We start from the raw sequence: 26,329 nt of genomic DNA, 5'->3' as shown, positions 1-26,329 counted from the left end.
CGAGGTCCCCGCCCGCGCGGCCGAGCGCCCCCGTAGGCTTGCGGCCCGTGACCGCAACCCTGATCTGGATCCTGGTCGTCCTCGTCGCGATCGGCCTGTACCTGAGCTGGACGGCGGGGAGGCTGGACCGGCTGCACGCCCGGATCGACGCCGCCCGCGCCGCACTCGACGCCCAACTGCTGCGCAGGGCGTCCGTGGCCCAGGAACTGGCCACCTCGGGCGTCCTCGACCCCGCCGCCTCCATCGTCCTGTACGAGGCCGCGCACGCCGCGCGTCAGGCCGAGGAGGAGCAGCGGGAGGTCGCCGAGAGCGACCTGAGCCAGGCCCTGCGGGCCGTGTTCGCCGACCCCCAGCAGGTGGACGTCCTGCGCGAGGCACCCGGGGGAGAGGAGGCCGCCGACGAGCTGGCCGAGGCCGTGCGGCGCGTGCCGATGGCCCGGCGGTTCCACAACGACGCGGTGGGAGCGGCGCGCAGGCTCCGCGAGCACCGCAAGGTCCGCTGGTTCCGCCTCGCCGGCCACGCCCCCTTCCCGCTGGCCTTCGAGATGGACGACGAGACGCCGACGGCCCTGGTGGAGCGGGCGGCCTAGGAGCGGACCGCCCAGCAGGGCCTGTCTGACCATTCCCGTCTGCTCCGCGGCGCCGTGCACGCACTCTCGCCGCACCGGCCCCTGACCCGAGTACCTCCCGTACGCGGCCAGGGGCCGGCGCACCGTGAGCACGCACCTGACGCCGTGGAGCCGCCCTTCGGGCGAGACGGGAACGGTCAGGCAGGCCCTGGCGGCCGTCGCCCACCGTGCGCCGAAAACGATCCACCGCCTTCTCATTGGCCCTTGCTGTGGCCTGGTCGCGTCGCGTTTCCTCGGAACTGCAGAAGCCCCCTTCCCTCAGCGAGGTACCCGTGTCCAGCACGCTCTCCGCACACCAGGCCCCCGAGACCGGCACCGCCCGCGTGAAGCGCGGCATGGCCGAGCAGCTCAAGGGCGGCGTGATCATGGACGTCGTCACGCCGGAGCAGGCGAAGATCGCCGAGGACGCGGGCGCCGTCGCCGTCATGGCCCTGGAGCGGGTCCCGGCCGACATCCGCAAGGACGGCGGAGTGGCCCGGATGTCCGACCCGGACATGATCGAGGGCATCATCGGCGCGGTCTCCATCCCCGTGATGGCCAAGTCCCGCATCGGCCACTTCGTCGAGGCCCAGGTCCTGCAGTCCCTCGGCGTCGACTACATCGACGAGTCCGAGGTCCTCACCCCGGCCGACGAGGTCAACCACTCCGACAAGTTCGCCTTCACCACCCCGTTCGTCTGCGGTGCCACCAACCTGGGCGAGGCCCTGCGCCGCATCGCGGAGGGCGCCGCGATGATCCGCTCCAAGGGCGAGGCGGGCACCGGCAACGTCGTCGAGGCCGTCCGCCACCTGCGCCAGATCAAGAGCGGGATCGCCCGCCTGCGCGGCTACGACAACAACGAGCTGTACGCCGCCGCCAAGGAGCTGCGCGCCCCGTACGAGCTGGTCCGGGAGGTCGCCGAGCTGGGCAAGCTCCCGGTCGTCCTCTTCTCCGCCGGCGGCGTAGCCACCCCGGCCGACGCCGCGCTGATGCGCCAGCTCGGCGCCGAGGGCGTCTTCGTCGGCTCCGGCATCTTCAAGTCCGGCGACCCGGCACGGCGCGCCGCCGCCATCGTGAAGGCGACCACCTTCTACGACGACCCGAAGATCATCGCGGACGCGTCCCGCAACCTCGGCGAGGCCATGGTCGGCATCAACTGCGACACCCTCCCCGAGACCGAGCGCTACGCCAACCGCGGCTGGTAGGGCACCGGATCCATGAGCGACACCCCGGTCATCGGCGTCCTGGCCCTCCAGGGCGACGTACGGGAGCACCTCGTCGCCCTGGCCGCGGCCGGCGCCGCGGCCGGGCCGGTGCGGCGCCCCGAAGAACTCGCCGAGGTCGACGGCCTGGTCATCCCCGGCGGCGAGTCCACCACCATCTCCAAGCTGGCCGTCCTCTTCGGAGTGATGGAGCCCCTGCGCGCGCGTGTGCGGGACGGCATGCCCGTCTACGGCACCTGCGCCGGCATGATCATGCTGGCCGACAAGATCCTCGACCCGCGCTCCGGGCAGGAGACGGTCGGCGGCATCGACATGATCGTGCGCCGCAACGCCTTCGGACGGCAGAACGAGTCCTTCGAGGCGGCCGTCGGCATCAGGGGCGTCGAGGGCGACCCCGTGGAAGGCGTCTTCATCCGCGCTCCCTGGGTGGAGTCCGTGGGCGGGGCCGCCGAGGTGCTCGCCGAGCACGACGGCCACATCGTCGCGGTCCGCCAGGGCAACGCGCTGGCCACGTCGTTCCACCCGGAGCTGACCGGCGACCACCGCGTGCACCGGCTCTTCGCGGACATGGTGCGCGCGAACCGCGCGGCTCGGTCCTTGTAGGATTCCTGCGTTCGTTGCAGAGATGGGTTACGCGAAGGAGACAGGCAGATGTCCGGCCACTCTAAATGGGCTACGACGAAGCACAAGAAGGCCGTGATCGACGCCAAGCGCGGCAAGCTCTTCGCGAAGCTGATCAAGAACATCGAGGTCGCGGCGCGCATGGGCGGCGTCGACGTCGACGGCAACCCGACGCTCTACGACGCCATCCAGAAGGCGAAGAAGCAGTCGGTCCCGAACAAGAACATCGACTCCGCGGTCAAGCGGGGCGGTGGCCTCGAGGCCGGCGGCGCCGACTACGAGACGATCATGTACGAGGGTTACGGCCCGAACGGTGTCGCGGTGCTCATCGAGTGCCTCACCGACAACCGCAACCGCGCCGCCTCGGACGTCCGCGTCGCCATGACCCGCAACGGCGGCTCCATGGCGGACCCGGGCTCGGTGTCGTACCTGTTCCACCGCAAGGGCGTCGTCATCGTCCCCAAGGGCGACCTGGGCGAGGACGACGTCCTCGCCGCCGTCCTGGAGGCGGGCGCCGAGGAGGTCAACGACCTCGGCGAGACCTTCGAGGTGCTCAGCGAGGCCACCGACCTGGTCGCCGTCCGCACGGCCCTGCAGGACGCGGGCATCGACTACGAGTCCGCCGACGCCAACTTCGTCCCGACCATGCAGGTCGAGCTGGACGAGGAGGGCGCCCGGAAGATCTTCAAGCTCATCGACGCCCTGGAGGACAGCGACGACGTGCAGAACGTCTTCGCCAACTTCGACGTGAGCGACGAGGTCATGGAGAAGGTCGACGCGTAGCGCCACCGCGCGCACGAACGGTTCCGGCGGGCCGGAGGGACACGTCCCCCCGGCCCGCCGCCGTTGTCGGTGGCACCCGATAGCCTGCACAAACAGGCGATCGAACGGGAGGGCACGTGCGCGTACTGGGGGTGGACCCGGGACTGACCCGATGCGGGGTCGGTGTCGTGGAGGGCGTCGCGGGCCGACCGCTCACCATGGTCGGCGTCGGTGTCGTCCGCACGTCCGCGGACGCCGATCTCGGCCACCGCCTCGTCGCCGTCGAGCAGGGCATCGAGCAGTGGCTGGACGAACACCGGCCGGAGTACGTCGCGGTGGAGCGCGTCTTCAGCCAGCACAACGTCCGTACGGTCATGGGCACCGCCCAGGCCAGCGCCGTGGCCATCCTGTGCGCCTCCCGCCGGGGCATCCCGGTCGCCCTGCACACCCCGAGCGAGGTCAAGGCCGCCGTCACCGGCAGCGGACGCGCCGACAAGGCACAGGTCGGCGCCATGGTCACCCGCCTGCTGCGGCTCGCCGCGCCCCCGAAACCGGCCGACGCCGCCGACGCCCTCGCCCTCGCCATCTGCCACATCTGGCGCGCCCCCGCGCAGAACCGGCTCCAGCAGGCCGTGGCCCGGCACGCCTCGCGGACCTCACCGGCCCGTCAGGCGGCCATCGCCCGGCCGGACACGGACGCCCGGCGGGCCGCACGGCCCGAGCGGCCCGCGCTCGTCCAGCAGCCCCCGACCGCCCCGCACGCACCGAAAGGCCGCACCGCATGATCGCCTTCCTCAGCGGTACCGTCGCCGCCCTCGCTCCCGACGCCGCGGTGATCGAGGTCGGTGGCGTCGGCATGGCCGTCCAGTGCTCGCCGAACACGCTCTCCACCCTCCGTGTCGGCAAGCCCGCCAAGCTCGCCACCTCACTCGTCGTCCGTGAGGACTCGCTCACCCTGTACGGCTTCGCCGACGACGACGAGCGCCAGGTCTTCGGGCTGCTCCAGACGGCCAGCGGCGTCGGCCCCCGCCTGGCCCAGGCGATGCTCGCCGTGCACAGCCCCGACGCCCTGCGCCGAGCCGTCTCCACCGGCGACGAGAAGGCGCTCACCGCCGTCCCCGGCATCGGCAGGAAGGGCGCGCAGAAACTGCTCCTGGAGCTGAGGGACCGCCTGGGCGAGCCCGTCGGCGCCCCCGCCGTCGGAGCCCCGGTCACCACCGGCTGGCGCGACCAGCTGCACGCGGCCCTGATCGGCCTCGGGTACGCCACCCGCGAGGCCGACGAGGCCGTGTCGGCCGTGACGCCCCAGGCCGAGGCCGCCGAGGGCGCACCCCAGGTGGGACAGCTGCTGAAGGCGGCACTGCAGACCCTGAACCGCGCCCGCTGAACCGCCACCCCCGACCCCCGAGGCACACACCGACATGAACTGGGACGACACGACCGACCCCGACGCCACCGCCGATCGGCTCGTCGGTGCGTCCGCCGACGGGGAGGACCAGGCGGTGGAGGCCGCCCTGCGCCCCAAGGACCTGGGCGAGTTCATCGGCCAGGAGAAGGTCCGCGAGCAGCTGGACCTCGTACTGCGGGCCGCACGCGCGCGGGGGGCGACCGCCGACCACGTGCTGCTCTCCGGCGCGCCCGGACTCGGCAAGACCACCCTGTCAATGATCATCGCGGCCGAGATGGCGGCCCCGATCCGCATCACCTCCGGCCCCGCCATCCAGCACGCCGGCGACCTCGCGGCGATCCTCTCCTCCCTGCAGGAGGGCGAGGTGCTCTTCCTCGACGAGATCCACCGCATGTCGCGGCCCGCCGAGGAGATGCTCTACATGGCGATGGAGGACTTCCGCGTCGACGTCATCGTCGGCAAGGGGCCGGGCGCCACCGCCATCCCCCTGGAGCTCCCGCCCTTCACCCTGGTCGGTGCCACCACGCGCGCGGGGCTGCTGCCGCCCCCGCTGCGCGACCGCTTCGGCTTCACCGCGCACATGGAGTTCTACGGCCCGGCCGAGCTGGAACGTGTCATCCACCGCTCGGCCGGCCTGCTCGACGTCGAGATCGACACCGTCGGCGCCGCCGAGATCGCGGGCCGCTCCCGCGGCACGCCCCGCATCGCCAACCGCCTGCTGCGCCGTGTCCGCGACTACGCCCAGGTGAAGGCCGACGGCCTGATCACCCAGGAGATCGCCGCCGCCGCCCTCGCGGTCTACGAGGTCGACGCCCGCGGACTGGACCGTCTGGACCGGGCCGTGCTCGAAGCCCTGCTCAAGCTGTTCGGCGGCGGCCCGGTCGGCCTGTCCACGCTCGCCGTCGCCGTGGGGGAGGAGCGTGAGACCGTGGAGGAGGTGGCCGAACCGTTCCTCGTGCGGGAGGGCCTGCTGGCCCGCACCCCGCGCGGACGGGTCGCGACTCCGGCGGCATGGGCGCATCTCGGCCTCACCCCGCCGCGTTCGCAGAATTCCGGAAACGGACAACAGAACCTGTTCGGGGCGTGACGACCCGGTCACGAGGAGGACATTCGCCCGGGCAGGAACCCCGGTGCCATGCTGAGCGTTGTTCCATGCGCGCGGACTCGCTTAGACTCCGCCGATGCCGCCCATGTCGGTGGCGCACACACCCCCAACCATCAGGCCGCTCACCATCGCGGTCGTGTGAAGGAAGTACCGACCCGTGAGTCTCGTGACCCTCCTCCCGTTCATCGTGCTCATCGGGGCCATGTTCCTGATGACCCGGTCGGCGAAGAAGAAGCAGCAGCAGGCCGTCGACATGCGGAACCAGATGCAGCCCGGTTCCGGCGTCCGCACCATCGGGGGCATGTACGCCACGGTCAAGGAGGTCAACGAGGACACGGTCCTCCTCGACGCCGGCCCCGGTGTCGAGCTGCTCTTCGCCAAGAACAGCATCGGTGCCGTCCTCACCGACGACGAGTACAACCGCATCGTCCACGGCATCGAGCACGACCTGAAGTCCGACGCCGACATCGTCCCGGACGATGCCTCCTCCCTCACCGAGACCGACGCCTCCGCCGACGGCGCCGCCGCTTCCGACGACAAGCCCGTCGACCTCGGCAAGAAGGACGCGGCCGACGAGCCGACGGCCGACACCGCGCCCGCCGAGGCGAAGACGGACGAGCAGGCGAAGAAGTCCGACGGCGGTTCCGAGGCGAAGTAGCCGTGCTCCGGGGCGTGCGGGCCGTTCCCGTGCGCTCCCGTGTGACGCGCGGCTCGCACGGATCCCGACACCATGTGATGGCCGCCGGCGACGCCTACCCGGCGCGAGCGGCCCGAGAGGGAGTACGCAAAGGTGGTAGCACCTAAAAAGGGAAGAGCCGCGAGCGCTCCGAGTAGGCCCGGGCGCTCGCTGGCCCTGATTCTGATCGCCATCGTGGCGCTCACCGGCGGCATGTTCGCCTCCGGCCACACGACTCCGCGTCTCGGCATCGACCTGGCAGGCGGCACCAGCATCACGCTCCGCGCGGTGCCGGAGGCGGGCCAGGAGTCCGCGATCAACAAGACCAACATGGACACCGCGGTCGAGATCATGGAGCGCCGTGTCAATGGTCTGGGTGTCTCCGAGGCCGAGGTGCAGACCCAGGGCGACCGGAACATCATCGTCAACATCCCCAAGGGCACGAACTCGGAGGAAGCCCGGGAGCAGGTCGGCACCACCGCCAAGCTCTACTTCCGCCCGGTCCTCGCCACCGAGCTGTCCGGCGCGGGAGTGACCGGCAGCCCCTCGCCGAGCGCCACCGGCAACGCCTCGGACGAGGCGACCGACGAGGCGACCGACGGCGCGGCCGACCAGGACGAGGCCACCGAAGGGGACACGGCGAGCGACGCGCCGTCCGGCTCCGCCTCGGCCGGCTCCAGTCCGCAGGGCCGCGCGGCCAGCGACGCCCTGAAGGCCGACGCCAGCCCGTCCGCCGAGGCCTCCGACGGAGCCTCCCCGAGCGCCAGCGCCTCCCCGAGTGCCGACGCCTCCGGAGACGACGCCACCGCCGCGCTGCAGGAGAAGTACGCGGCACTGGACTGCACCGACGCGGCGGCCCGGGCCAAGGCGGGCGACGGCGCCAAGCAGGGCGACTCGATGGTGGCCTGCGGCCAGAACTCGCAGGGCCAGTGGCAGAAGTACATCCTCGGCCCGGCAGCGGTCGACGGCACCGACGTCGACAAGTCCGAGGCCGTCTTCAACACGCAGACCGCCGCCGGCTGGACCGTGACGATGAAGTTCACGGACGGCGGCGCCAAGAAGTTCGCCGACATCACCGGCGAGCTGGCGCAGAACCCGTCCCCGCAGAACCAGTTCGCCATCGTCCTGGACAACGAGGTCGTCTCCGACCCCTACGTCAGCCAGGCGCTCACCGGCGGCAGCGCGGAGATCTCCGGCACCTTCGACCAGGAGGAGGCCCAGGGCCTCGCCAACATGCTGTCCTACGGCGCGCTGCCGCTGACCTTCAAGGAGGACAGCGTCACCACCGTCACCGCCGCGCTCGGCGGTGAGCAGCTCGAAGCCGGTCTGATCGCCGGCGCGATCGGCCTCGCCCTGGTCATTCTCTACCTGCTCGTCTACTACCGCGGCCTGTCGTTCATCGCCGTCGCCTCGCTGCTGATCTCCGCGGCCCTCACGTACGTGATCATGTCGCTGCTCGGCCCGGCCATCGGCTTCGCGCTGAACCTGCCGGCCGTCTGCGGTGCCATCGTCGCCATCGGCATCACGGCGGACTCGTTCATCGTGTACTTCGAACGCGTCCGCGACGAGATCCGGGAAGGACGCACGCTGCGCCCCGCCGTCGAGCGGGCCTGGCCGCGCGCCCGGCGCACCATCCTGGTCTCCGACTTCGTGTCCTTCCTCGCCGCAGCGGTGCTCTTCATCGTCACCGTCGGCAAGGTGCAGGGCTTCGCGTTCACCCTGGGTCTGACCACGCTGCTCGACGTGGTGGTGGTGTTCCTCTTCACCAAGCCGCTGCTGACGCTGATGGCCCGGCGCAGGTTCTTCGCGAGCGGCCACAAGTGGTCCGGCCTCGACCCGAAGAGCCTGGGTGCCAAGCCGCCGCTGCGCCGCACCCGCCGTCCCGCGCGTCCCGCCGCAGGCCCCGTCGACCCGAAGGAGGCGTGAGATGGGAAAGCTCGGCAACCTCGGCGCCCGACTGCACCATGGCGAGATCGGCTACGACTTCGTCAAGAACCGCAAGCTCTGGTACGGCATCTCCATCCTCATCACCATCACGGCCATCGTCGGCCTGGCGGTGCGCGGCCTGCACATGGGAATCGAGTTCCAGGGCGGCGCGGTCTTCACCACCCCGAAGAACATGAGCGTCTCGGTCTCCCAGGCCGAGACCTACGCCGAAGAGGCCTCCGGCCACGACGCGATCGTCCAGAAGCTCGGCGACGGCAGCCTGCGCATCCAGATCGCGGGCACCGACACCGGGGCGTCCGACCGGATCAAGGGCGAGCTCTCCAAGGAGCTGGACGTCCCGGCGGAGAAGATCAACGCCGACCTGGTCGGCCCCAGCTGGGGTGACCAGATCGCCAACAAGGCGTGGCAGGGCCTCTGGATCTTCATGGTCCTGGTGGTGATCTACCTGGCGATCGCTTTCGAGTGGCGCATGGCACTCGCCGCGTTCGTCGCGCTGATCCACGACATCACCATCACGGTCGGCATCTACGCCCTCGTGGGCTTCGAGGTCACGCCGGGCACGGTGATCGGTCTGCTCACGATCCTCGGTTACTCGCTCTACGACACGGTCGTGGTCTTCGACAGTCTCAAGGAACAGACGAGAGACATCACCAAACAGACCCGCTGGACCTACGGCGAGATCGCCAACCGCTCGATCAACAGCACCCTGGTCCGCTCCGTCAACACCACCGTGGTCGCGCTGCTGCCGGTGGCGGGGCTGCTGTTCATCGGCGGCGGTGTCCTCGGCGCCGGCATGCTCAACGACATCTCGCTGTCGCTGTTCGTCGGTCTCGCCGCGGGCGCGTACTCGTCGATCTTCATCGCCACGCCGCTCGTCGCCGACCTCAAGGAGGCCGAGCCGCAGATGAAGGCGCTCAAGAAGCGCGTCCTCGCCAAGCGCGCCCAGGCCGCGGCCAAGGGCGAGCCGGCGGAGAACGCCGTCGACGAGGAGCGGTACGACGCCGCCGACGACGACGAGCCCGGGGACGCGGCCGCCGCGGTCGTCGGTCCCCGCAACCAGCCGGCCTCCCGCGTCAGGGGCCGTGGCCGGCCCTCGGGGAAGCGCCGATGACCGGGACCACCGACATCACCGAGCTGCTGCTCAGCCGTATCCGGGACGTGGCCGACCATCCGGAGCCGGGTGTGGTGTTCAAGGACATCACCCCGCTCCTGGCCGACCCGGCGGCCTTCACCGCGCTGACCGACGCGCTCGCCGAGGTCGCCGAGCGCACCCGTGCCACCAAGGTCGTCGGTCTGGAGGCCCGCGGGTTCATTCTGGGCGCCCCGGTGGCCCTGCGGGCCGGCCTCGGCTTCGTCCCCGTGCGCAAGGCGGGCAAGCTCCCCGGAGCCACCCTCAGCCAGGCGTACGACCTGGAGTACGGGTCGGCCGAGATCGAGGTGCACGCCGAGGACCTCGGTGCCGACGACCGTGTGCTGGTCGTCGACGACGTCCTCGCCACCGGCGGCACCGCCGAGGCCTCACTGGAGCTCATCCGCCGAGCGGGCGCGCAGGTCGCCGGCCTCGCCGTCCTGATGGAGCTGGGCTTCCTCGGCGGACGGGCCCGACTGGAGCCGGCCCTGTCCGGGGCACCGCTCAAGGCGCTGCTCACGGTCTGACAGCTCGCACCGCACACCCGAGGCGGGCCCGGAGGAATCCGGCGCCCGCCTCGGGTGCGCCGGGCCGACGGCCCTCACGGTGGCCTGAAGGCGATCCTGGAGTGCAGGATCGCTACCATGGGGATTCCGGAGCCTGACCGGGGGACCCGGACCGCGCACGAGGAGTCCTCTTGCCAGACGAGGCCCAGCCACTGACCGCCGCAAAGCCCGAGTCCGCCTCGGCGCCCGCGGCGAAGCCCGTACCGAGCGCGCCGCAGGCGAAGAACGACACGCACGGGCCGATCCAGCACGCCCCCTCGGCGCCCGTGGACAAGCCGGCCGACCAGCAGCCCAGCCCCAAACCGATCCCGCCCGAGCGCGACCGGAACGCACCGGTGGTCCGCGCGCCCGTCGGGCAGCCGGCCCGCTCCGGCTCCTCCAACCGTGTACGGGCCCGCCTCGCCCGGCTCGGGGTGCAGCGCGCCAACCCGTACAACCCGGTCCTCGAACCGCTGCTGCGGATAGTGCGCAGCAACGATCCCAAGATCGAGACGGCGACGCTGCGCCAGATCGAGCGCGCCTACCAGGTCGCCGAACGCTGGCACCGCGGCCAGAAGCGCAAGAGCGGCGACCCGTACATCACGCACCCGCTCGCCGTCACCACCATCCTCGCCGAGCTGGGCATGGACCCGGCCACGCTGATGGCGGGACTGCTGCACGACACCGTCGAGGACACCGAGTACGGCCTGGAGGACCTGCGCCGCGACTTCGGCGACGTGGTCACCCTCCTCGTCGACGGCGTCACCAAGCTCGACAAGGTCAAGTTCGGCGAGGCCGCGCAGGCCGAGACCGTGCGCAAGATGGTCGTCGCGATGGCGAAGGACCCACGCGTCCTCGTCATCAAGCTCGCCGACCGCCTGCACAACATGCGCACCATGCGCTACCTCAAGCGCGAGAAGCAGGAGAAGAAGGCGCGCGAGACCCTGGAGATCTACGCGCCGCTCGCCCACCGCCTGGGCATGAACACCATCAAGTGGGAGCTGGAGGACCTCGCCTTCGCGATCCTCTACCCCAAGATGTACGACGAGATCGTCCGCCTGGTCGCCGAGCGCGCCCCCAAGCGCGACGAGTACCTCGCCGTCGTCACCGACGAGGTGCAGCAGGACCTGCGCGCGGCCCGCATCAAGGCCACCGTCACCGGGCGCCCCAAGCACTACTACAGCGTTTACCAGAAGATGATCGTCCGCGGCCGTGACTTCGCGGAGATCTACGACCTGGTGGGCATCCGCGTCCTGGTGGACACGGTCCGCGACTGCTACGCGGCGCTCGGTACGGTCCACGCCCGCTGGAACCCGGTTCCGGGGCGGTTCAAGGACTACATCGCGATGCCCAAGTTCAACATGTACCAGTCGCTGCACACGACGGTCATCGGGCCCAACGGCAAGCCGGTCGAGCTGCAGATCCGCACCTTCGACATGCACCGCCGCGCCGAGTACGGCATCGCCGCGCACTGGAAGTACAAGCAGGAGGCCGTGGCCGGCGCGTCCAAGGTCCGCACCGACGCGCCCAGGTCGTCCGGCAAGGGCAAGGACGACCACCTCAACGACATGGCCTGGCTGCGGCAGCTGCTGGACTGGCAGAAGGAGACCGAGGACCCCGGCGAGTTCCTGGAGTCCCTGCGCTTCGACCTCTCCCGCAACGAGGTCTTCGTCTTCACTCCCAAGGGCGACGTCATAGCGCTGCCCGCGAGTGCCACTCCCGTGGACTTCGCGTACGCGGTGCACACGGAGGTCGGCCACCGCACCATAGGGGCACGGGTCAACGGCCGCCTCGTCCCGCTGGAGTCCACCCTGGACAACGGCGACCTGGTGGAGGTCTTCACGTCCAAGGCGGCCGGCGCGGGCCCCTCCCGCGACTGGCTCGGCTTCGTGAAGTCGCCGCGCGCCCGGAACAAGATCCGTGCCTGGTTCTCCAAGGAGCGCCGCGACGAGGCGATCGAGCAGGGCAAGGACGCCATCGTCCGCGCCATGCGCAAGCAGAACCTGCCGATCCAGCGCATCCTGACCGGCGACTCCCTGGTCACCCTGGCGCACGAGATGCGCTACTCGGACATCTCCGCGCTGTACGCGGCGATCGGCGAGGGCCACGTCTCCGCGCAGAACATCGTGCAGAAGCTGGTGCAGGCGCTCGGCGGCGAGGAGGCCGCCACCGAGGAGATCGACGAGTCGGTCCCGCCGTCCCACGGTCGCGGCCGCAAACGCCGGACCAACGCCGACCCGGGCGTCGTGGTCAAGGGCGTCGAGGACGTGTGGATCAAGCTGGCCCGCTGCTGTACGCCCGTCCCCGGGGACCCCATCATCGGTTTCGTCACCCGCGGCAGCGGCGTGTCCGTTCACCGCAGTGACTGTGTGAACGTGGACTCGCTCTCCCGGGAGCCCGAGCGCATCCTCGAGGTCGAGTGGGCTCCCAGCCAGTCCTCCGTCTTCCTGGTCGCCATCCAGGTCGAGGCACTGGACCGCTCCCGGCTGCTGTCGGACGTCACTCGGGTGCTGTCCGACCAGCACGTCAACATCCTCTCCGCGGCCGTGCAGACCTCCCGCGACCGCGTCGCCACCTCCCGCTTCACCTTCGAGATGGGCGACCCGAAGCACCTCGGGCACGTCCTGAAGGCCGTACGGGGCGTGGAGGGCGTCTACGACGTCTACCGGGTGACGTCGGCGCGCAGGCCCTCCTAGCACCCGCACAGCGCACTCGAAAGGGGGCTCCCCGTACGGAACGTACGGGGAGCCCCCTTTCGAGTGAAAGCCGGGTGGGACCACCGGCCCCTCGCGCACCGGCCCCTCGCCGGGGCCCGCGGCTGTCAGCCGCCGAACTCGTGCAGCCCCTTCAGCGCCTGGTCCAGCAGCGCCTGCCGGCCCTCCAGCTCGCGCGCGAGCTTGTCGGCCCTGGCGTCGTTGCCCTGGGCGCGCGCCTGCTCGATCTGCGCGCGCAGCTTGTCCACGGCGGCCTGGAGCTGACCGGTCAGGCCCTCGGCCCGCGCGCGTGCCTCCGGGTTCGTCCGGCGCCACTCGGTCTCCTCGGCCTCCTGCAGCGCCCGCTCGACCGCGTGCATCCGGCCCTCGACCTTCGGCCGGGCGTCGCGCGGCACGTGCCCGACGGCCTCCCAGCGCTCGTTCACCGAGCGGAACGCGGCGCGGGCCGCCTTCAGGTCGGTCACCGGCAGGAGCTTCTCGGCCTCCCCGGCCAGCTCCTCCTTGAGCTTGAGGTTCTCCGCCTGCTCGGCGTCCCGCTCGGCGAAGACCGAGCTGCGGGCGGCGAAGAACACGTCCTGGGCGCCGCGGAAGCGGTTCCACAGGTCGTCCTCGTGCTCGCGCTGTGCGCGGCCGGCGGCCTTCCACTCGGACATCAGGTCGCGGTAGCGGGCGGCCGTCGGCCCCCAGTCCGTCGAGTTCGACAGTGCCTCGGCCTCGCCGACCAGCCGCTCCTTGGTCCGGCGGGCCTCCTCGCGCTGCGCGTCCAGCTGCGCGAAGTGCTGCTTGCGGCGCTTGGAGAACGCCGAGCGCGCGTGCGAGAAGCGGTGCCACAGCTCGTCGTCGGACTTGCGGTCCAGCCGCGGCAGCCCCTTCCAGGTGTCCACCAGCGAACGCAGCCGCTCTCCGGCCGCCCGCCACTGGTCGGACCGGGCCAGCTCCTCGGCCTCGGCGACCAGCGCCTCCTTGGCGGAGCGCGCCTCGTCGGACTGCTTCGCCCGCTGCGCCTTGCGCTCCTCGCGCCGCGTCTCCACCAGGGCGACGAGCTTGTCCAGACGGCCCCGCAGCGCCTCCAGGTCGCCCACCGCGTGATGTGCGTCGACCTGCTCCCGCAGATGGTCGACGGCCGCCTGGGCGTCCTTCGCCGACAGGTCGGTGGTCTTCACGCGCTTCTCGAGGAGGCCGATCTCCACAACCAGGCCTTCGTACTTGCGCTCGAAATAGGCCAGCGCCTCCTCGGGGGAGCCCGCCTGCCAGGAACCGACGACCTTCTCGCCGTCGGCTGTACGCACGTACACGGTCCCCGTCTCGTCGACGCGGCCCCACGGGTCGCTGCTCACAGCGCCTCCTCCACATGATGCCGGCGGAGGGCTTCGCTGCCCCCGGGCATCGTCCACAGTTTCGTCACGGCCAACATAGGCGACCGGCGGGCGGCCTGTCCGCATCCCGCGCGACCGAACTTCCGCTGATCAGGGTCAGGATTTCGTGACGGTCGCCTTGTCGATCACGACCGTCGCGTTGGGCGCGGTGTTCCCCGTCGTGGGGTCGGGCGCCTGAGCCCCGGCGGCCGCGATCTTCTCGAGCACCTTCATCCCCGCCTCGGACACGGTGCCGAACGGCGTGTAGTCGGGCGGCAGCTGGCTGTCCTGGTAGACCAGGAAGAACTGGCTGCCTCCCGAGTCGCGCCCCTCCTGCGTCTGCGGGTTGTACTGGTTGGCCATCGCGACCGTGCCGGCCGGATAGACGTCGCCCTCGAGGCTCTTGTCCTTCAGGTTCTCGTCGGGAATGGTGTAGCCGGGGCCGCCCGCGCCGGTGCCCTGCGGGTCACCGCACTGCAGGACGAAGATGCCGCTGTCGGTCAGCCGGTGGCACTTGGTGTGGTCGAAGTAGCCCTTCGAGGCCAGGAAGCTGAACGAGTTGACGGTGTGCGGCGCCGCCGACGCCTTCAGGTCGATGTCTATGTCGCCGCAGGTCGTGGCCAGACTCATCGTGTACTTCGCCGACTTGTCGATGGTCATCGCAGGTTCCTTCTCCCAGGTCTGCGTCTTGACCTCGCCCCCGGCCGGCTTGTCGCACGGGTCCGGCGCCTTGCTGCTCGCCGAGGCGCTCGGGGTGGCCTCCGCGTTCGCGTTCGTCCTGGTGTCGTCGTCGTCCAGGACCACCCCGGTCGTGTACAGCGCGACACTGCCGATCAGGATCACGCCGAGCACCGACGCGATCGCGGCGTTGCGCATCCGCGCCCTGCGCCGCGCCGAGGTGCGTCGCTGCTGCTGCCGCAAGAACTTCTCCCGGGCGAGCTGACGCCGCCGCTGCTCCTGGGTGACCACCGGGTTCTCTCCTCGTGCGTCTTCGTGTGCCGACCGGTACGCGTGGGTGCGATGAGCCGACCGTGGGCGTGTAGCCCCGTACCGTATATGGGTTCGCTGAGGAAACGGCACCGCCGGTAGGCTCTGACCATGGGCGCGGACCGTTCGCAAGCCCACCCGAACCGACACAAACGAAGGACGATCGTGCTCATTGCCGGGTTCCCCGCCGGGGCCTGGGGGACGAACTGCTATCTCGTCGCCCCCGCCGCCGGTGAGGAGTGCGTGATCATCGACCCCGGCCACCAGGCCGCCCAGGGAGTCGAGGAAGCCCTCGCCAGGCATCGGCTCAAGCCCGTCGCCGTCGTCCTCACCCACGGGCACATCGACCACGTCGCCTCGGTCGTCCCGGTGTGCGGAGCGCACGACGTGCCCGCGTGGATCCACCCCGACGACCGCTACATGATGAGCGACCCCGAGAAGGGGATCGGCCGCACCATCGGCATGCCGCTCATGGGCGAACTGACCGTCGGGGAGCCGGACGACGTCAAGGAACTGACCGACGGCACGAAGCTGGAACTGGCGGGCATGGACCTGACGGTCGCGCACGCGCCGGGCCATACCAAGGGGTCGGTGACCTTCGGCCTGCCCGGGACGGCGGACATCCCGCCGGTCATGTTCTCGGGCGACCTGCTGTTCGCCGGCTCCATCGGACGCACCGACCTCCCCGGTGGCTCCATGGACGACATGCTCGAGTCCCTGGCACGCGTGTGCCTGCCGCTCGACGACTCGACCGTGGTGCTCTCCGGGCACGGCCCCCAGACGACCATCGGCCAGGAACGCGCCACCAACCCGTATCTGCGGCAGGTGGCGGCCGGCCAGGGCGCTCCCGAGGCGCCCCGACGAGGAATGTGACGAGAGACCTTCCGTGAGCACCTTCAAGGCCCCCAAGGGCACGTACGACCTGCTGCCGCCGGACTCCGCGAAGTTCCTGGCCGTCCGCGAGGCGATCGCCGCCCCGCTGCGCAACTCGGGCTACGGCTACATCGAGACGCCCGGCTTCGAGAACGTCGAGCTCTTCGCGCGCGGCGTCGGTGAGTCGACCGACATCGTGACCAAGGAGATGTACGTCTTCGAGACCCGGGGCGGCGACAGGCTCGCCCTGCGTCCGGAGACCACCGCACCCGTGCTGCGCGCCGTCCTGGAGGCCAACCTGCACAAGGCGGGCAACCTCCCGGTCAAGGTCTGGTACTCGGGCTCGCAGTACCGCTACGAGCGCCCCCAGAAGGGCCGTTACCGCCACTTCTCCCAGGTCGGCGCCGAGGCCATCGGCGCCGAGGACCCGGCGCTGGACGCCGAACTGATCATCCTGGCCGACCAGTCGTACCGCGCGCTGGGCCTGCAGGACTTCCGCATCCTCCTCAACTCCCTGGGCGACAAGGAGTGCCGCCCGGTCTACCGCGCCGCGCTCCAGGACTTCCTGCGCGGCCTGGACCTGGACGAGGAGACGCTGCGGCGCGCCGACATCAACCCGCTGCGCGTCCTCGACGACAAGCGCCCCGAGGTGCAGAAGCAGCTCGCCGACGCCCCGCTGCTGCGCGACTACCTGTGCGACGCCTGCAAGGCGTACCACGAGGAGGTGCGCGAGCTGATCACGGCGGCGGGCGTGGTCTTCGAGGACGACCCGAAGCTGGTGCGCGGCCTGGACTACTACACGCGCACGACCTTCGAGTTCGTCCACGACGGGCTGGGCTCCCAGTCCGCGGTGGGCGGCGGCGGCCGCTACGACGGGCTGTCCGAGATGATCGGCGGACCGGCCCTGCCGTCCGTGGGCTGGGCCCTCGGCGTCGACCGCACCGTCCTCGCCCTGGAGGCGGAGGGCATCGAACTGGACATCTCGTCCGCCACCTCCGTCTTCGCCGTCCCGCTCGGCGAGGAGGCCCGCCGGGTCCTCTTCTCGAAGGTCACCGAGCTGCGCAAGAACGGCGTCGCCGCCGACTTCTCCTACGGTGGCAAGGGCCTGAAGGCCGCCATGAAGGCGGCCAACCGCTCGGGCGCGCGCTACGCGCTGGTCCTCGGCGAACGCGACCTCGCCGAAGGCGTCGTCCAGCTCAAGGACATGGAGTCCGGCGAGCAGACCGCGATCGGTGTCAACGAGATCGTGGCGGAGCTGGAGTCGCGGCTCGGCTAGCGGCCGGTACGCCCTGAGGCCTCCGGGGGCGCGTGTTCGTTCGCGTGTGCCCCCGGGGAACGGGAATCGGCCGGAACGCAACTCTCCGGGGCGATCACCGGTGGGTTCTTATGGTCATCGAACAGTGGCCCTACAGGGGCGTGCGGCACAATGGCCCTGCCCGAAGCAGGTCCGACTCAAGTGACGGAATCGGCGTGATGAGCAAGACGACAGTGAAGGACGTCTCCACCGTGGCGGAGCCCGCGCCGGAACCCACCACCGGAGCACCGCGGACCCAGGGCGGCAGCCGTGCCCTGGCCCTGCTGCTCGTGATCACGGGCGCGGCCGGGGTGCTCGCCGCCTGGGTCATCACCCTGGACAAGTTCAAGCTGCTCGAGGCGAAGGTGGCGGGCACGACCTTCACGCCCGGGTGCAGCCTCAATCCCGTCGTCTCCTGCGGCAGCGTCATGGAGAGCGACCAGGCCGCCGTCTTCGGCTTCCCGAACCCGATGCTCGGCCTGGTCGCCTACGGCATCGTCGTCTGCGTCGGCATGAGCCTGCTCGCCGGGGCCCGCTTCCCGCGCTGGTACTGGCTCACCCTGAACGCGGGCATGCTCTTCGGTGTCGGCTTCTGCACCTGGCTGCAGTTCCAGTCCCTGTACCGGATCAACGCGCTGTGCCTGTGGTGCTGTCTGGCCTGGGTCGCCACGATCATCATGTTCTGGTACGTGACGTCCTTCAACGTCCGCAAGGGCTTCCTGCCCGCACCGAACTGGCTCAAGGGTTTCTTCGGCGAGTTCACCTGGGTCCTCCCGGTGCTGCACATCGGCATCATCGGCATGATGATCCTGACCCGCTGGTGGGACTTCTGGACCAGCTGACGGCCTCCCGGCGGGCGGGCCCGGCGGCCCGGGAGGCCGGCGCCCGCCGCGTTGTCGGTGCGGTGATTTAGGGTTCAAGGCGTGGAGCCCGACCTGTTCACCGCCGCAGCAGAAGAACGCCAGGAGAAGGACCCGACCGGCAGCCCCCTCGCCGTGCGGATGCGCCCGCGCACCCTCGACGAGGTCGTCGGGCAGCAGCACCTGCTCAAGCCCGGATCCCCCCTGCGCCGCCTGGTCGGCGAGGGCGCCTCCGGCCCCGCCGGGCCCTCCTCGGTCATCCTCTGGGGCCCGCCGGGTACCGGCAAGACCACCCTGGCGTACGTCGTCTCCAAGGCGACCAACAAGCGCTTCGTGGAACTGTCGGCGATCACCGCGGGCGTCAAGGAGGTCCGCGCGGTCATCGACGGTGCCCGCCGTGCGGTCGGCGGGTACGGCAAGGAGACCGTCCTCTTCCTCGACGAGATCCACCGCTTCAGCAAGGCCCAGCAGGACTCCCTGCTCCCGGCCGTCGAGAACCGCTGGGTCACCCTGATCGCCGCCACCACCGAGAACCCGTACTTCTCGGTGATCTCCCCCCTGCTCTCCCGCTCCCTCCTCCTCACCCTCGAACCCCTCACCGACGACGACGTCAGAGACCTCCTGCGCCGGGCCCTCACCGACGAGCGCGGACTGGGGGAGGCCGTGGCGCTCCCCGAGGACACCGAGGACCACCTGCTGCGCATCGCCGGCGGCGACGCCCGCCGTGCGCTGACCGCGCTGGAGGCCGCCGCCGGGGCCGCACTGGACAAGGGCGAGACGGAGATCGGCCTGACCACGCTGGAGGAGACGGTCGACCGGGCCGCGGTGAAGTACGACCGCGACGGCGACCAGCACTACGACGTCGCCAGCGCCCTGATCAAGTCCATCCGCGGCTCCGACGTGGACGCCGCCCTGCACTACCTGGCCCGGATGATCGAGGCCGGCGAGGACCCCCGCTTCATCGCCCGCCGCCTGATGATCTCCGCCAGCGAGGACATCGGCCTCGCCGACCCCAACGCCCTGCCGACCGCCGTCGCCGCCGCCCAGGCCGTCGCCATGATCGGCTTCCCGGAGGCCGCGCTCACCCTGAGCCACGCCACCATCGCCCTCGCCCTCGCGCCCAAGTCCAACGCCGCGACCACCGCCATCGGCGCCGCCCTGGACGACGTGCGCAAGGGGTTCGCCGGGCCGGTGCCCTCGCACCTGCGGGACAGCCACTACAAGGGGGCGGGCAAGCTCGGACACGGGCAGGGATACGTCTACCCGCACGACCTGCCCGAGGGCATCGCCGCCCAGCAGTACGCCCCGGACGAGCTGAAGGACCGCACCTACTACACCCCGACCCGGCACGGCGCCGAGGCCAGATACGCGGACGCGGTGGAGTGGACCCGAGGACACCTGGGTCGCAGGCGGTCCTGAGCAGCCTGTAGAATCGCCCGAAGTGCCGAGCCCCGTGCAGTCAGAACGGGACAACCGGCCGGAACCCCTCGGGGTTCCAGGAGCGTCGCGCACCGTCGACAGGTGTCGCGGGCAGCCCACCACCACCCGGAGTCCCGGGAGCGGTCGGTGGGCCACTCGCGTGCTGCACGTATGTGCCCAGACCAGGGAGCGGCTGCCCGGCAGGTCCCCCGCGGACCAGCCGGGTTTCCCCGGCTGCGGATGCGACCTCCCTCAACCCCTGACAAGCCGGAAACCAGAGAAGAGACACAGACAGTGGCGAACCAGTCCCGCCCCAAGGTCAAGAAGTCGCGTGCCCTCGGCATCGCACTGACGCCGAAGGCCGTCAAGTACTTCGAGGCCCGCCCCTACCCGCCGGGTGAGCACGGCCGCGGCCGCAAGCAGAACTCGGACTACAAGGTCCGTCTGCTCGAGAAGCAGCGTCTGCGCGCGCAGTACGACCTCAGCGAGCGCCAGCTCGTCCGCGCCTACGAGCGTGCCTCCAAGACCAACATGAAGACCGGCGAGGCCCTGGTCATCGAGCTCGAGCGCCGTCTCGACGCGCTGGTCCTGCGTTCGGGCATCGCCCGCACGATCTACCAGGCCCGCCAGATGGTCGTCCACGGCCACATCCAGGTCAACGGCCAGAAGGTCGACAAGCCGTCCTTCCGTGTCCGCCCGGACGACGTCGTGCAGGTGCGCGAGCGCTCCAAGGAGAAGACCCTCTTCACGATCGCCCGTGAGGGTGGCTTCGCCCCCGACGGCGAGACCCCGCGCTACCTCCAGGTGAACCTCAAGGCCCTGGCGTTCCGCCTGGACCGTGAGCCGAACCGCAAGGAGATCCCGGTGATCTGCGACGAGCAGCTCGTCGTCGAGTACTACGCCCGCTGACCCCAGCCCCGGCGCAGTACCCCAGAGGTACCTCAGCCCGCCGTCTCCCCGCCCTCCAGGGTGGGCGGGGCGGCGGGCTTCGCCGTACGTGCTCCCGCCGCGGCACGCCGCCCCGCCCCGCCCGGCACCGGCGGCGAGACCGGTACGCCGGGCCGCCGCAGCGCCCGCGACACCGCCTCCCGGCGGCCGAGCCGCGCCCCGTGCCGCACGCGCTCCTCGTACCGCTCGTCGCCCAGCTGCTCCCGCGCCGCCGCCTCGCACAGCTCGTGCGGCGCGTTGTAGTGCGCCGAGCCGAACAGCGGCAGCCCCACCGACGGCCACATCCGCGCCGCCGCACCCTGCAGCACCGCGGCCTCCGCCGCGTCGCCCTGTGCCAGGGTGACCAGGGCCAGCAGCTCCACCGCCAGCACCGAGCCCAGCTGGTCGCGGAAGCGGTGGGCGCCGTTCAGGCAGTCGGCCAGCAGCTCACGGGCGCGTGCCGGATCGCCGTCGCTCCAGGCCGCGTAGGCCAGCACGTACAGGGCGTAGCCCCGGGCCCAGAGTTCGCCGTGGTCCTCGCACACCCGGCGCACGTCCTCGCACAACCGCACGGCGTCCGGCAGGTCGCCCTGGAAGGCCCGGGTCATCGCCAGCTCCACCTGGCCCATCAGCACGTTGCTGTTGAGCTCGCCGATCTCCCGATAACGCTCCAGCGCGGAGCGCAGCAGCGCTTCCGCCCGCGGCATGTCGTCCGAGACCAGCGCCAGGCAGCCGGTGCGGTGCTCCGCGTACGCCACCGCCGTCGGGTTCGCCGACCGCTCGGCCTCCTCCCGGCACTCCTGCAGCGCCGCCAGCGCGGGCACCGTGTCGCCCTGCAGGATCGCCACGTGGCCGAGCACCCACAGCGCCTTCAGCCGGGGCTGCTCGCCCGCGGTGCCCTCCGCGTCCAGCCGTACCGCCTGCTCCAGCCAGCGCCGTCCCTCCGACAGCCGCCCGCAGCCCACCCAGTGGAACCACAGGGCACCCGCCAGGTACTGGCCCAGGTGCGCCTCGTCCGGCTCGGTGAGGCAGTGTTCCAGGGCGCCGCGCAGATTCGGCAGTTCCGCGTCCACCCGCGCGGCGACCTCCCGCTGGCGCGGTGAGAACCACTCCAGCTCGCACCAGGTCGCCAGGCCCACGTACCAGTCCCGGTGCCGCCTGCGCAGCCGGGCGGCGTCACCGGTGGCCTCCAGCCAGTCGGCGCCGTACGCCCGCACCGTGTCGAGCATCCGGTAGCGCACCCCGGCCCGGGTCTCCTCGCGGGTCAGCACGGACTGCGCGAGCAGCGCGCAGAGCACGTCCAGCACGTCGGCGGCGGCCAGCCCCTCGCCGCCGCACACGTACTCGGCCGCTTCCAGGTCGAACGGACCCGCGAAAACCGACAGACGCGCCCACAGCAGCCGTTCCCGCGGTGTGCACAGCTCGTGGCTCCAGCCGATGGCCGTGCGCAGCGTCCGGTGCCGGGGCAGCGCGGTGCGGTCGCCGCCGGTCAGCAGGCGGAAGCGGTCGTCCAGTCGCCGCAGCACCTGCCCGGGCGACAGCGCGCCCAGCCGTCCCGCCGCCAGCTCGATCGCGAGCGGGATCCCGTCCAGGCGCCGGCACAGCTCGCGCACCTCCCGCCCGCCCTCGTCCCGGCCGGCGTCGTACCCGCGCGGCAGGTGCCGCTGCCCGGCGCGGACCGTCAACAGCTCCACCGCCTCCCCGGGACGCAGCGGCGCCAGCGGAACCAGCCGCTCCCCGGGCACGCCCAGCGGCCTGCGGCCCACCGCGAGGATCCGCAGTCCCGGAGCCCGGCCCAGCAGGTCGGCCGTCAGCGCGGCGCAGGCGTCCACCAAGTGCTCGACACCGTCCAGGACCAGCAGCAGGTCCCGTTCGGCGAGGTGCGCGAGAAGTGTCTCGCGCGGCAGCCGGGTCGTGTGGTCGGTCAGGCCCAGCGCCTCCACGACGGCGTAGTCGACGAACTCCTCGTCGCGCACCGGCGCCAGCTCCACCCGCCACACCCCGTCCCGGGGCGCGCACCGCGCGGCCGCCCTGGCCGCCAGCCGCGACTTCCCGACCCCGCCGGTCCCGGTCAACGTCACCAGTCGGCCGCCCTCCAGCGCACCGGCCAGCTCGGCGAGTTCCGCCGTCCTCCCCACGAAGGCGTCGAGTTCGAGCGGGAGATTGCCGTGCGGGAGGCCGGCGTGTCGATGGTCTCGCATGGAACACAGAGCGTACTGAGCCGTATTCACTCCGTACAATCGCCCCGGGGGGCCGCACCGCACGCGACCGGACGCGGGCGGTAATCCGGTACGGAGCCCCGCACCCGGCGCGATAGGCTCGGTGCACGACTTTCCCGATGTTCAGGCACGTCTTTCAGGGAGCGGGTGCGCAGTGTCCGGTGGCGAGGTGGCCGGGATCCTGGTGGCCGTCTTCTGGGCGATCCTGGTCTCCTTCCTCGCCGTGGCACTGGCGAGGCTGGCCCAGACGCTCAGGGCGACCACCAAGCTGGTGGCGGACGTGACCGACCAGGCCGTCCCCCTGCTGGCCGACGCCTCGTCGGCGGTGCGCTCCGCGCAGACCCAGATCGACCGGGTCGACGCGATCGCCTCGGACGTCCAGGAGGTCACGTCGAACGCCTCGGCGCTGTCCACCACCGTGGCCTCCACCTTCGGCGGACCCCTGGTCAAGGTCGCCGCGTTCGGGTACGGCGTGCGCAGGGCACTCGGCGGTCGCAAGGAGGACGTGCCCGCGGGCCCGGCCAAGCAGCCGCGGCGCACCGTGATCGTCGGCCGTACGATCCCGGTGGCGCGGCGGACGAAGCGGAAGAAGGACTGATCCAGCGATGTTCCGCCGTACGTTCTGGTTCGGCACCGGTGTCGCCGCCGGTGTGTGGGCCACCACCAAGGTCAACCGGAAGCTCAGGCAGCTGACCCCCGAGAGCCTCGCCGCGACCGCGGCGAACAAGGCGCTCGACGCGGGCACCCGGCTCAAGGACCGTGCGGTGGGCTTCGCGCTCGACGTCCGCGAGAACATGGCCCAGCGGGAGGCCGAACTGGACGACGCGCTGGGCCTGAAGGCCCCCGTCGACGGCGAACTCCCCGCACCCCGGCGGTACACCGCCATCGAGAACCGCAGCAACCCGAAGTCCGTCGCCGACGTCAGGACGACGTACTCGTACAACCGGAATGAGGACCACTGATGGAGTCGGCCGAGATTCGTCGCCGCTGGTTGAGCTTCTTCGAGGAGCGCGGTCACACCGTCGTCCCTTCGGCGTCGCTCATCGCGGACGACCCGACTCTGCTGCTGGTCCCGGCCGGCATGGTGCCCTTCAAGCCGTACTTCCTGGGTGAGGTCAAGCCGCCCTTCGACCGCGCCACGAGCGTGCAGAAGTGCGTGCGCACGCCGGACATCGAAGAGGTCGGCAAGACCACGCGCCACGGCACGTTCTTCCAGATGTGCGGCAACTTCTCCTTCGGCGACTACTTCAAGGAAGGCGCCGTCACGTACGCCTGGGAGCTGCTCACCAGCCCCCAGGACAAGGGCGGTTACGGCCTCGATCCCGAGCGCCTGTGGATCACCGTCTACCAGGACGACGACGAGGCCGAGCGCATCTGGCGCGACGTCGTCGGCGTTCCCTCCGAGCGCATCCAGCGCCTGGGCAAGAAGGACAACTACTGGTCCATGGGCGTCCCCGGACCCTGCGGCCCCTGCTCCGAGATCAACTACGACCGAGGCCCCGAGTTCGGCGCCGAGGGCGGTCCCGCCGTCAACGACGAGCGGTACGTGGAGATCTGGAACCTCGTCTTCATGCAGTACGAGCGGGGCGAGGGCATCGGCAAGGAGGACTTCGAGATCCTCGGGGACCTGCCGAGCCGGAACATCGACACCGGGCTCGGCCTGGAGCGGCTCGCCATGATTCTGCAGGGCGTGCAGAACATGTACGAGATCGACACCTCCATGGCGGTCATCAAGAAGGCCACCGAGCTGACCGGTGTGGCCTACGGCGACGCCCACGCCTCGGACGTCTCCCTGCGCGTGGTCACCGACCACATGCGCACCTCCGTGATGCTCATCGGCGACGGCGTCACCCCCGGCAACGAGGGCCGCGGCTACGTCCTGCGCCGCATCATGCGCCGGGCCATCCGCAACATGCGCCTGCTCGGCGCCACCGGTCCGGTCGTCAAGGACCTGATCGACGTCGTGATCGGGATGATGGGGCAGCAGTACCCCGAACTGATCACCGACCGCGAGCGGATCGAGAAGGTCGCCCTCGCCGAGGAGAACGCCTTCCTCAAGACGCTGAAGGCCGGCACCAACATCCTCGACACCGCCGTCACCGACACCAAGGCCGCCGGCGGCAGCGTCCTCGCCGGCGACAAGGCCTTCCTGCTCCACGACACCTGGGGCTTCCCGATCGACCTCACCCTGGAGATGGCCGCCGAGCAGGGCCTGTCCGTGGACGAGGACGGCTTCCGCCGCCTGATGAAGGAGCAGCGGGAGCGCGCCAAGGCCGACGCCCAGGCCAAGAAGACCGGCCACGCCGGCACCGGCGCCTACCGCGAGATCGCCGACCAGGCCGGTGCCACCGACTTCATCGGCTACACCGACACCGAGAGCGAGTCCACGATCGTCGGCATCCTCGTCGACGGCGCCTCCTCGCCGGCCGCCACCGAGGGCGACGAGGTAGAGATCGTCCTCGACCGCACCCCGTTCTACGCCGAGGGCGGCGGTCAGATCGGCGACACCGGCCGGATCAAGGTCGACACCGGGGCCGTCATCGAGATCCGCGACTGCCAGAAGCCGGTCCCGGGCGTGTACGTCCACAAGGGCGTCGTCCAGGTCGGCGAGGTCACCGTCGGCGCCAAGGCCCAGGCCTCCATCGACGACCGGCGCCGCAAGGCCATCGCCCGCGCCCACTCGGCCACCCACCTCACCCACCAGGCCCTGCGCGACGCCCTCGGTCCGACGGCCGCCCAGGCCGGTTCGGAGAACCAGCCCGGCCGCTTCCGCTTCGACTTCGGTTCGCCGTCCGCCGTTCCGACGGCCGTGATGACCGACGTCGAGCAGAAGATCAACGAGGTGCTCGCCCGCGACCTGGACGTGCGGGCCGACGTCATGGGCATCGACGAGGCCAGGAAGCAGGGCGCCATCGCCGAGTTCGGCGAGAAGTACGGCGAGCGCGTTCGCGTCGTGACCATCGGCGACTTCTCCAAGGAGCTGTGCGGCGGCACCCACGTGCACAACACCGCCCAGCTCGGCCTGGTCAAGCTGCTCGGCGAGTCCTCCATCGGTTCCGGTGTGCGCCGCATCGAGGCCCTGGTCGGCGTGGACGCCTACCACTTCCTCGCCCGTGAGCACACGGTCGTCGCCCAGCTCCAGGAGCTGGTCAAGGGCCGCCCGGAGAAGCTCCCGGAGAAGGTCTCCGCCATGCTCGGCAAGCTGAAGGACGCCGAGAAGGAGATCGAGAGGTTCCGCGCCGAGAAGGTCCTCCAGGCCGCCGGCGGCCTCGCCGAGTCCGCCAAGGACGTGCGCGGCGTGGCCCTGGTGACCGGCCAGGTCCCCGACGGCACCGCCGCCGACGACCTGCGCAAGCTGGTCCTCGACGTGCGCGGCCGCATCCAGGGCGGCGGGGCCGCGGTCGTGGCCCTGTTCACGACGGTCAACGGCAAGCCACTGACCGTCATCGCCACCAACGAGGCCGCCCGCGAACGCGGTCTCAAGGCCGGTGACCTGGTCCGCGCCGCCGCCAAGACGCTCGGCGGCGGCGGTGGCGGCAAGCCGGACGTCGCCCAGGGCGGCGGCCAGAACCCGGCCGCCGTCGGTGACGCCGTCGACGCCGTCGAGCGCCTCGTGGCGGACACCGCCAAGTGAGCGCCGACCAGCAGGACGCCCCG

Annotated in this window: 23 protein-coding genes; 20 read left to right on the top strand and 3 right to left on the bottom strand. The window is 71.2% G+C overall.

The genetic code is table 11. From position 1 onward, the window contains the following. The first annotated feature begins 47 nt into the window (after positions 1–47). The 12 genes from ACVV2G_RS13780 (at position 48) to relA (ending at position 12,720) form a co-directional block, all read left to right on the top strand. Positions 48–590 carry a LemA family protein gene (locus tag ACVV2G_RS13780; protein ID WP_453842968.1) on the top strand — a complete coding sequence of 181 codons (543 nt, stop codon included), beginning with the start codon at positions 48–50 and terminating at the stop codon, positions 588–590. A 374-nt stretch (positions 591–964) separates the two neighbouring features. After that, positions 965–1,813, top strand: coding sequence for a pyridoxal 5'-phosphate synthase lyase subunit PdxS (gene pdxS / locus ACVV2G_RS13775; RefSeq protein WP_453843089.1), 849 nt, complete (start codon positions 965–967; stop codon positions 1,811–1,813). Positions 1,814–1,825: 12 nt separating this feature from the next. Then, a complete protein-coding gene (pdxT, locus tag ACVV2G_RS13770) occupies positions 1,826–2,434 on the top strand; it encodes a pyridoxal 5'-phosphate synthase glutaminase subunit PdxT (protein WP_453842967.1) in 609 nt (202 codons plus the stop codon). 48 nt (positions 2,435–2,482) lie between these two features. Next, a complete protein-coding gene (locus tag ACVV2G_RS13765) occupies positions 2,483–3,235 on the top strand; it encodes a YebC/PmpR family DNA-binding transcriptional regulator (RefSeq protein ID WP_453842966.1) in 753 nt (250 codons plus the stop codon). A 116-nt stretch (positions 3,236–3,351) separates the two neighbouring features. Next, on the top strand, positions 3,352–3,999 hold the full coding sequence (ruvC, locus tag ACVV2G_RS13760) for a crossover junction endodeoxyribonuclease RuvC (RefSeq protein WP_453842965.1): 648 nt from the start codon (positions 3,352–3,354) through the stop codon (positions 3,997–3,999). Beyond that, positions 3,996–4,601, top strand: coding sequence for a Holliday junction branch migration protein RuvA (gene ruvA / locus ACVV2G_RS13755; protein WP_453842964.1), 606 nt, complete (start codon positions 3,996–3,998; stop codon positions 4,599–4,601). Before ruvC ends, ruvA begins: the two co-directional genes overlap by 4 nt. Positions 4,602–4,635: 34 nt before the next feature. Beyond that, positions 4,636–5,709, top strand: a complete 1,074-nt coding sequence (gene ruvB, locus ACVV2G_RS13750) for a Holliday junction branch migration DNA helicase RuvB (protein ID WP_453842963.1) — start codon at positions 4,636–4,638, stop codon at positions 5,707–5,709. A gap of 175 nt (positions 5,710–5,884) precedes the next feature. Next, entirely contained in the window at positions 5,885–6,385 is a 501-nt protein-coding gene (gene yajC, locus ACVV2G_RS13745) for a preprotein translocase subunit YajC (protein ID WP_453842962.1), read from the top strand. Between the two features lie 132 nt (positions 6,386–6,517). Further along, positions 6,518–8,329, top strand: coding sequence for a protein translocase subunit SecD (gene secD, locus ACVV2G_RS13740; RefSeq protein WP_453842961.1), 1,812 nt, complete (start codon positions 6,518–6,520; stop codon positions 8,327–8,329). 1 nt (position 8,330) lies between these two features. After that, positions 8,331–9,461 (top strand): protein translocase subunit SecF, encoded by a 1,131-nt coding sequence (secF, locus tag ACVV2G_RS13735; RefSeq protein ID WP_453842960.1) that lies wholly within the window; start codon positions 8,331–8,333, stop codon positions 9,459–9,461. Further along, on the top strand, positions 9,458–10,006 hold the full coding sequence (locus ACVV2G_RS13730; protein WP_453842959.1) for an adenine phosphoribosyltransferase: 549 nt from the start codon (positions 9,458–9,460) through the stop codon (positions 10,004–10,006). Before secF ends, ACVV2G_RS13730 begins: the two co-directional genes overlap by 4 nt. A 170-nt stretch (positions 10,007–10,176) precedes the next feature. Beyond that, on the top strand, positions 10,177–12,720 hold the full coding sequence (relA, locus tag ACVV2G_RS13725) for a GTP pyrophosphokinase (RefSeq protein ID WP_453842958.1): 2,544 nt from the start codon (positions 10,177–10,179) through the stop codon (positions 12,718–12,720). Between the two features lie 125 nt (positions 12,721–12,845). On the opposite strand, the gene ACVV2G_RS13720 is transcribed toward relA, so the two are convergent. Together ACVV2G_RS13720 and ACVV2G_RS13715 are read right to left on the bottom strand one after the other, a co-directional pair. Then, a complete protein-coding gene (locus ACVV2G_RS13720; RefSeq protein WP_453842957.1) occupies positions 12,846–14,075 on the bottom strand; it encodes a DUF349 domain-containing protein in 1,230 nt (409 codons plus the stop codon). Between the two features lie 135 nt (positions 14,076–14,210). Next, complete coding sequence (locus tag ACVV2G_RS13715; protein WP_453842956.1) at positions 14,211–15,062, bottom strand: peptidylprolyl isomerase; 852 nt, start codon at positions 15,060–15,062, stop codon at positions 14,211–14,213. Between the two features lie 183 nt (positions 15,063–15,245). Between ACVV2G_RS13715 and ACVV2G_RS13710 the strand changes: the two genes are divergently transcribed. The 5 genes from ACVV2G_RS13710 (at position 15,246) to rpsD (ending at position 20,435) form a co-directional block, all read left to right on the top strand. Continuing rightward, positions 15,246–15,953, top strand: coding sequence for an MBL fold metallo-hydrolase (locus ACVV2G_RS13710; RefSeq protein WP_453842955.1), 708 nt, complete (start codon positions 15,246–15,248; stop codon positions 15,951–15,953). 13 nt (positions 15,954–15,966) lie between these two features. Then, positions 15,967–17,229 (top strand): histidine--tRNA ligase, encoded by a 1,263-nt coding sequence (gene hisS / locus ACVV2G_RS13705; protein WP_453842954.1) that lies wholly within the window; start codon positions 15,967–15,969, stop codon positions 17,227–17,229. Between the two features lie 197 nt (positions 17,230–17,426). Next, on the top strand, positions 17,427–18,089 hold the full coding sequence (locus ACVV2G_RS13700) for a vitamin K epoxide reductase family protein (protein WP_453842953.1): 663 nt from the start codon (positions 17,427–17,429) through the stop codon (positions 18,087–18,089). An 81-nt stretch (positions 18,090–18,170) separates the two neighbouring features. Further along, entirely contained in the window at positions 18,171–19,526 is a 1,356-nt protein-coding gene (locus tag ACVV2G_RS13695) for a replication-associated recombination protein A (protein ID WP_453842952.1), read from the top strand. A 294-nt stretch (positions 19,527–19,820) separates the two neighbouring features. Further along, positions 19,821–20,435 (top strand): 30S ribosomal protein S4, encoded by a 615-nt coding sequence (gene rpsD / locus ACVV2G_RS13690; protein WP_030185023.1) that lies wholly within the window; start codon positions 19,821–19,823, stop codon positions 20,433–20,435. Positions 20,436–20,467: 32 nt separating this feature from the next. Here rpsD and ACVV2G_RS13685 read toward each other — a convergent pair whose 3' ends face one another. Continuing rightward, on the bottom strand, positions 20,468–22,654 hold the full coding sequence (locus ACVV2G_RS13685; protein WP_453842951.1) for an ATP-binding protein: 2,187 nt from the start codon (positions 22,652–22,654) through the stop codon (positions 20,468–20,470). Between the two features lie 172 nt (positions 22,655–22,826). Between ACVV2G_RS13685 and ACVV2G_RS13680 the strand changes: the two genes are divergently transcribed. From ACVV2G_RS13680 to alaS, 3 genes are read left to right on the top strand one after another with little or no spacing between them, the layout of a single operon-like run. Continuing rightward, on the top strand, positions 22,827–23,270 hold the full coding sequence (locus tag ACVV2G_RS13680; protein ID WP_453842950.1) for a DUF948 domain-containing protein: 444 nt from the start codon (positions 22,827–22,829) through the stop codon (positions 23,268–23,270). A gap of 7 nt (positions 23,271–23,277) precedes the next feature. Beyond that, positions 23,278–23,634 (top strand): hypothetical protein, encoded by a 357-nt coding sequence (locus tag ACVV2G_RS13675; protein WP_453842949.1) that lies wholly within the window; start codon positions 23,278–23,280, stop codon positions 23,632–23,634. Continuing rightward, positions 23,634–26,306, top strand: coding sequence for an alanine--tRNA ligase (gene alaS / locus ACVV2G_RS13670; protein ID WP_453842948.1), 2,673 nt, complete (start codon positions 23,634–23,636; stop codon positions 26,304–26,306). Before ACVV2G_RS13675 ends, alaS begins: the two co-directional genes overlap by 1 nt. Positions 26,307–26,329 lie beyond the last annotated feature (23 nt).

It is taken from the genome of Streptomyces sp. JK94, from assembly GCF_053613315.1.
The sequence above is the reverse complement of the archived record's forward strand: the minus strand, read 5'-3'. Positions and strand labels throughout refer to the sequence as shown.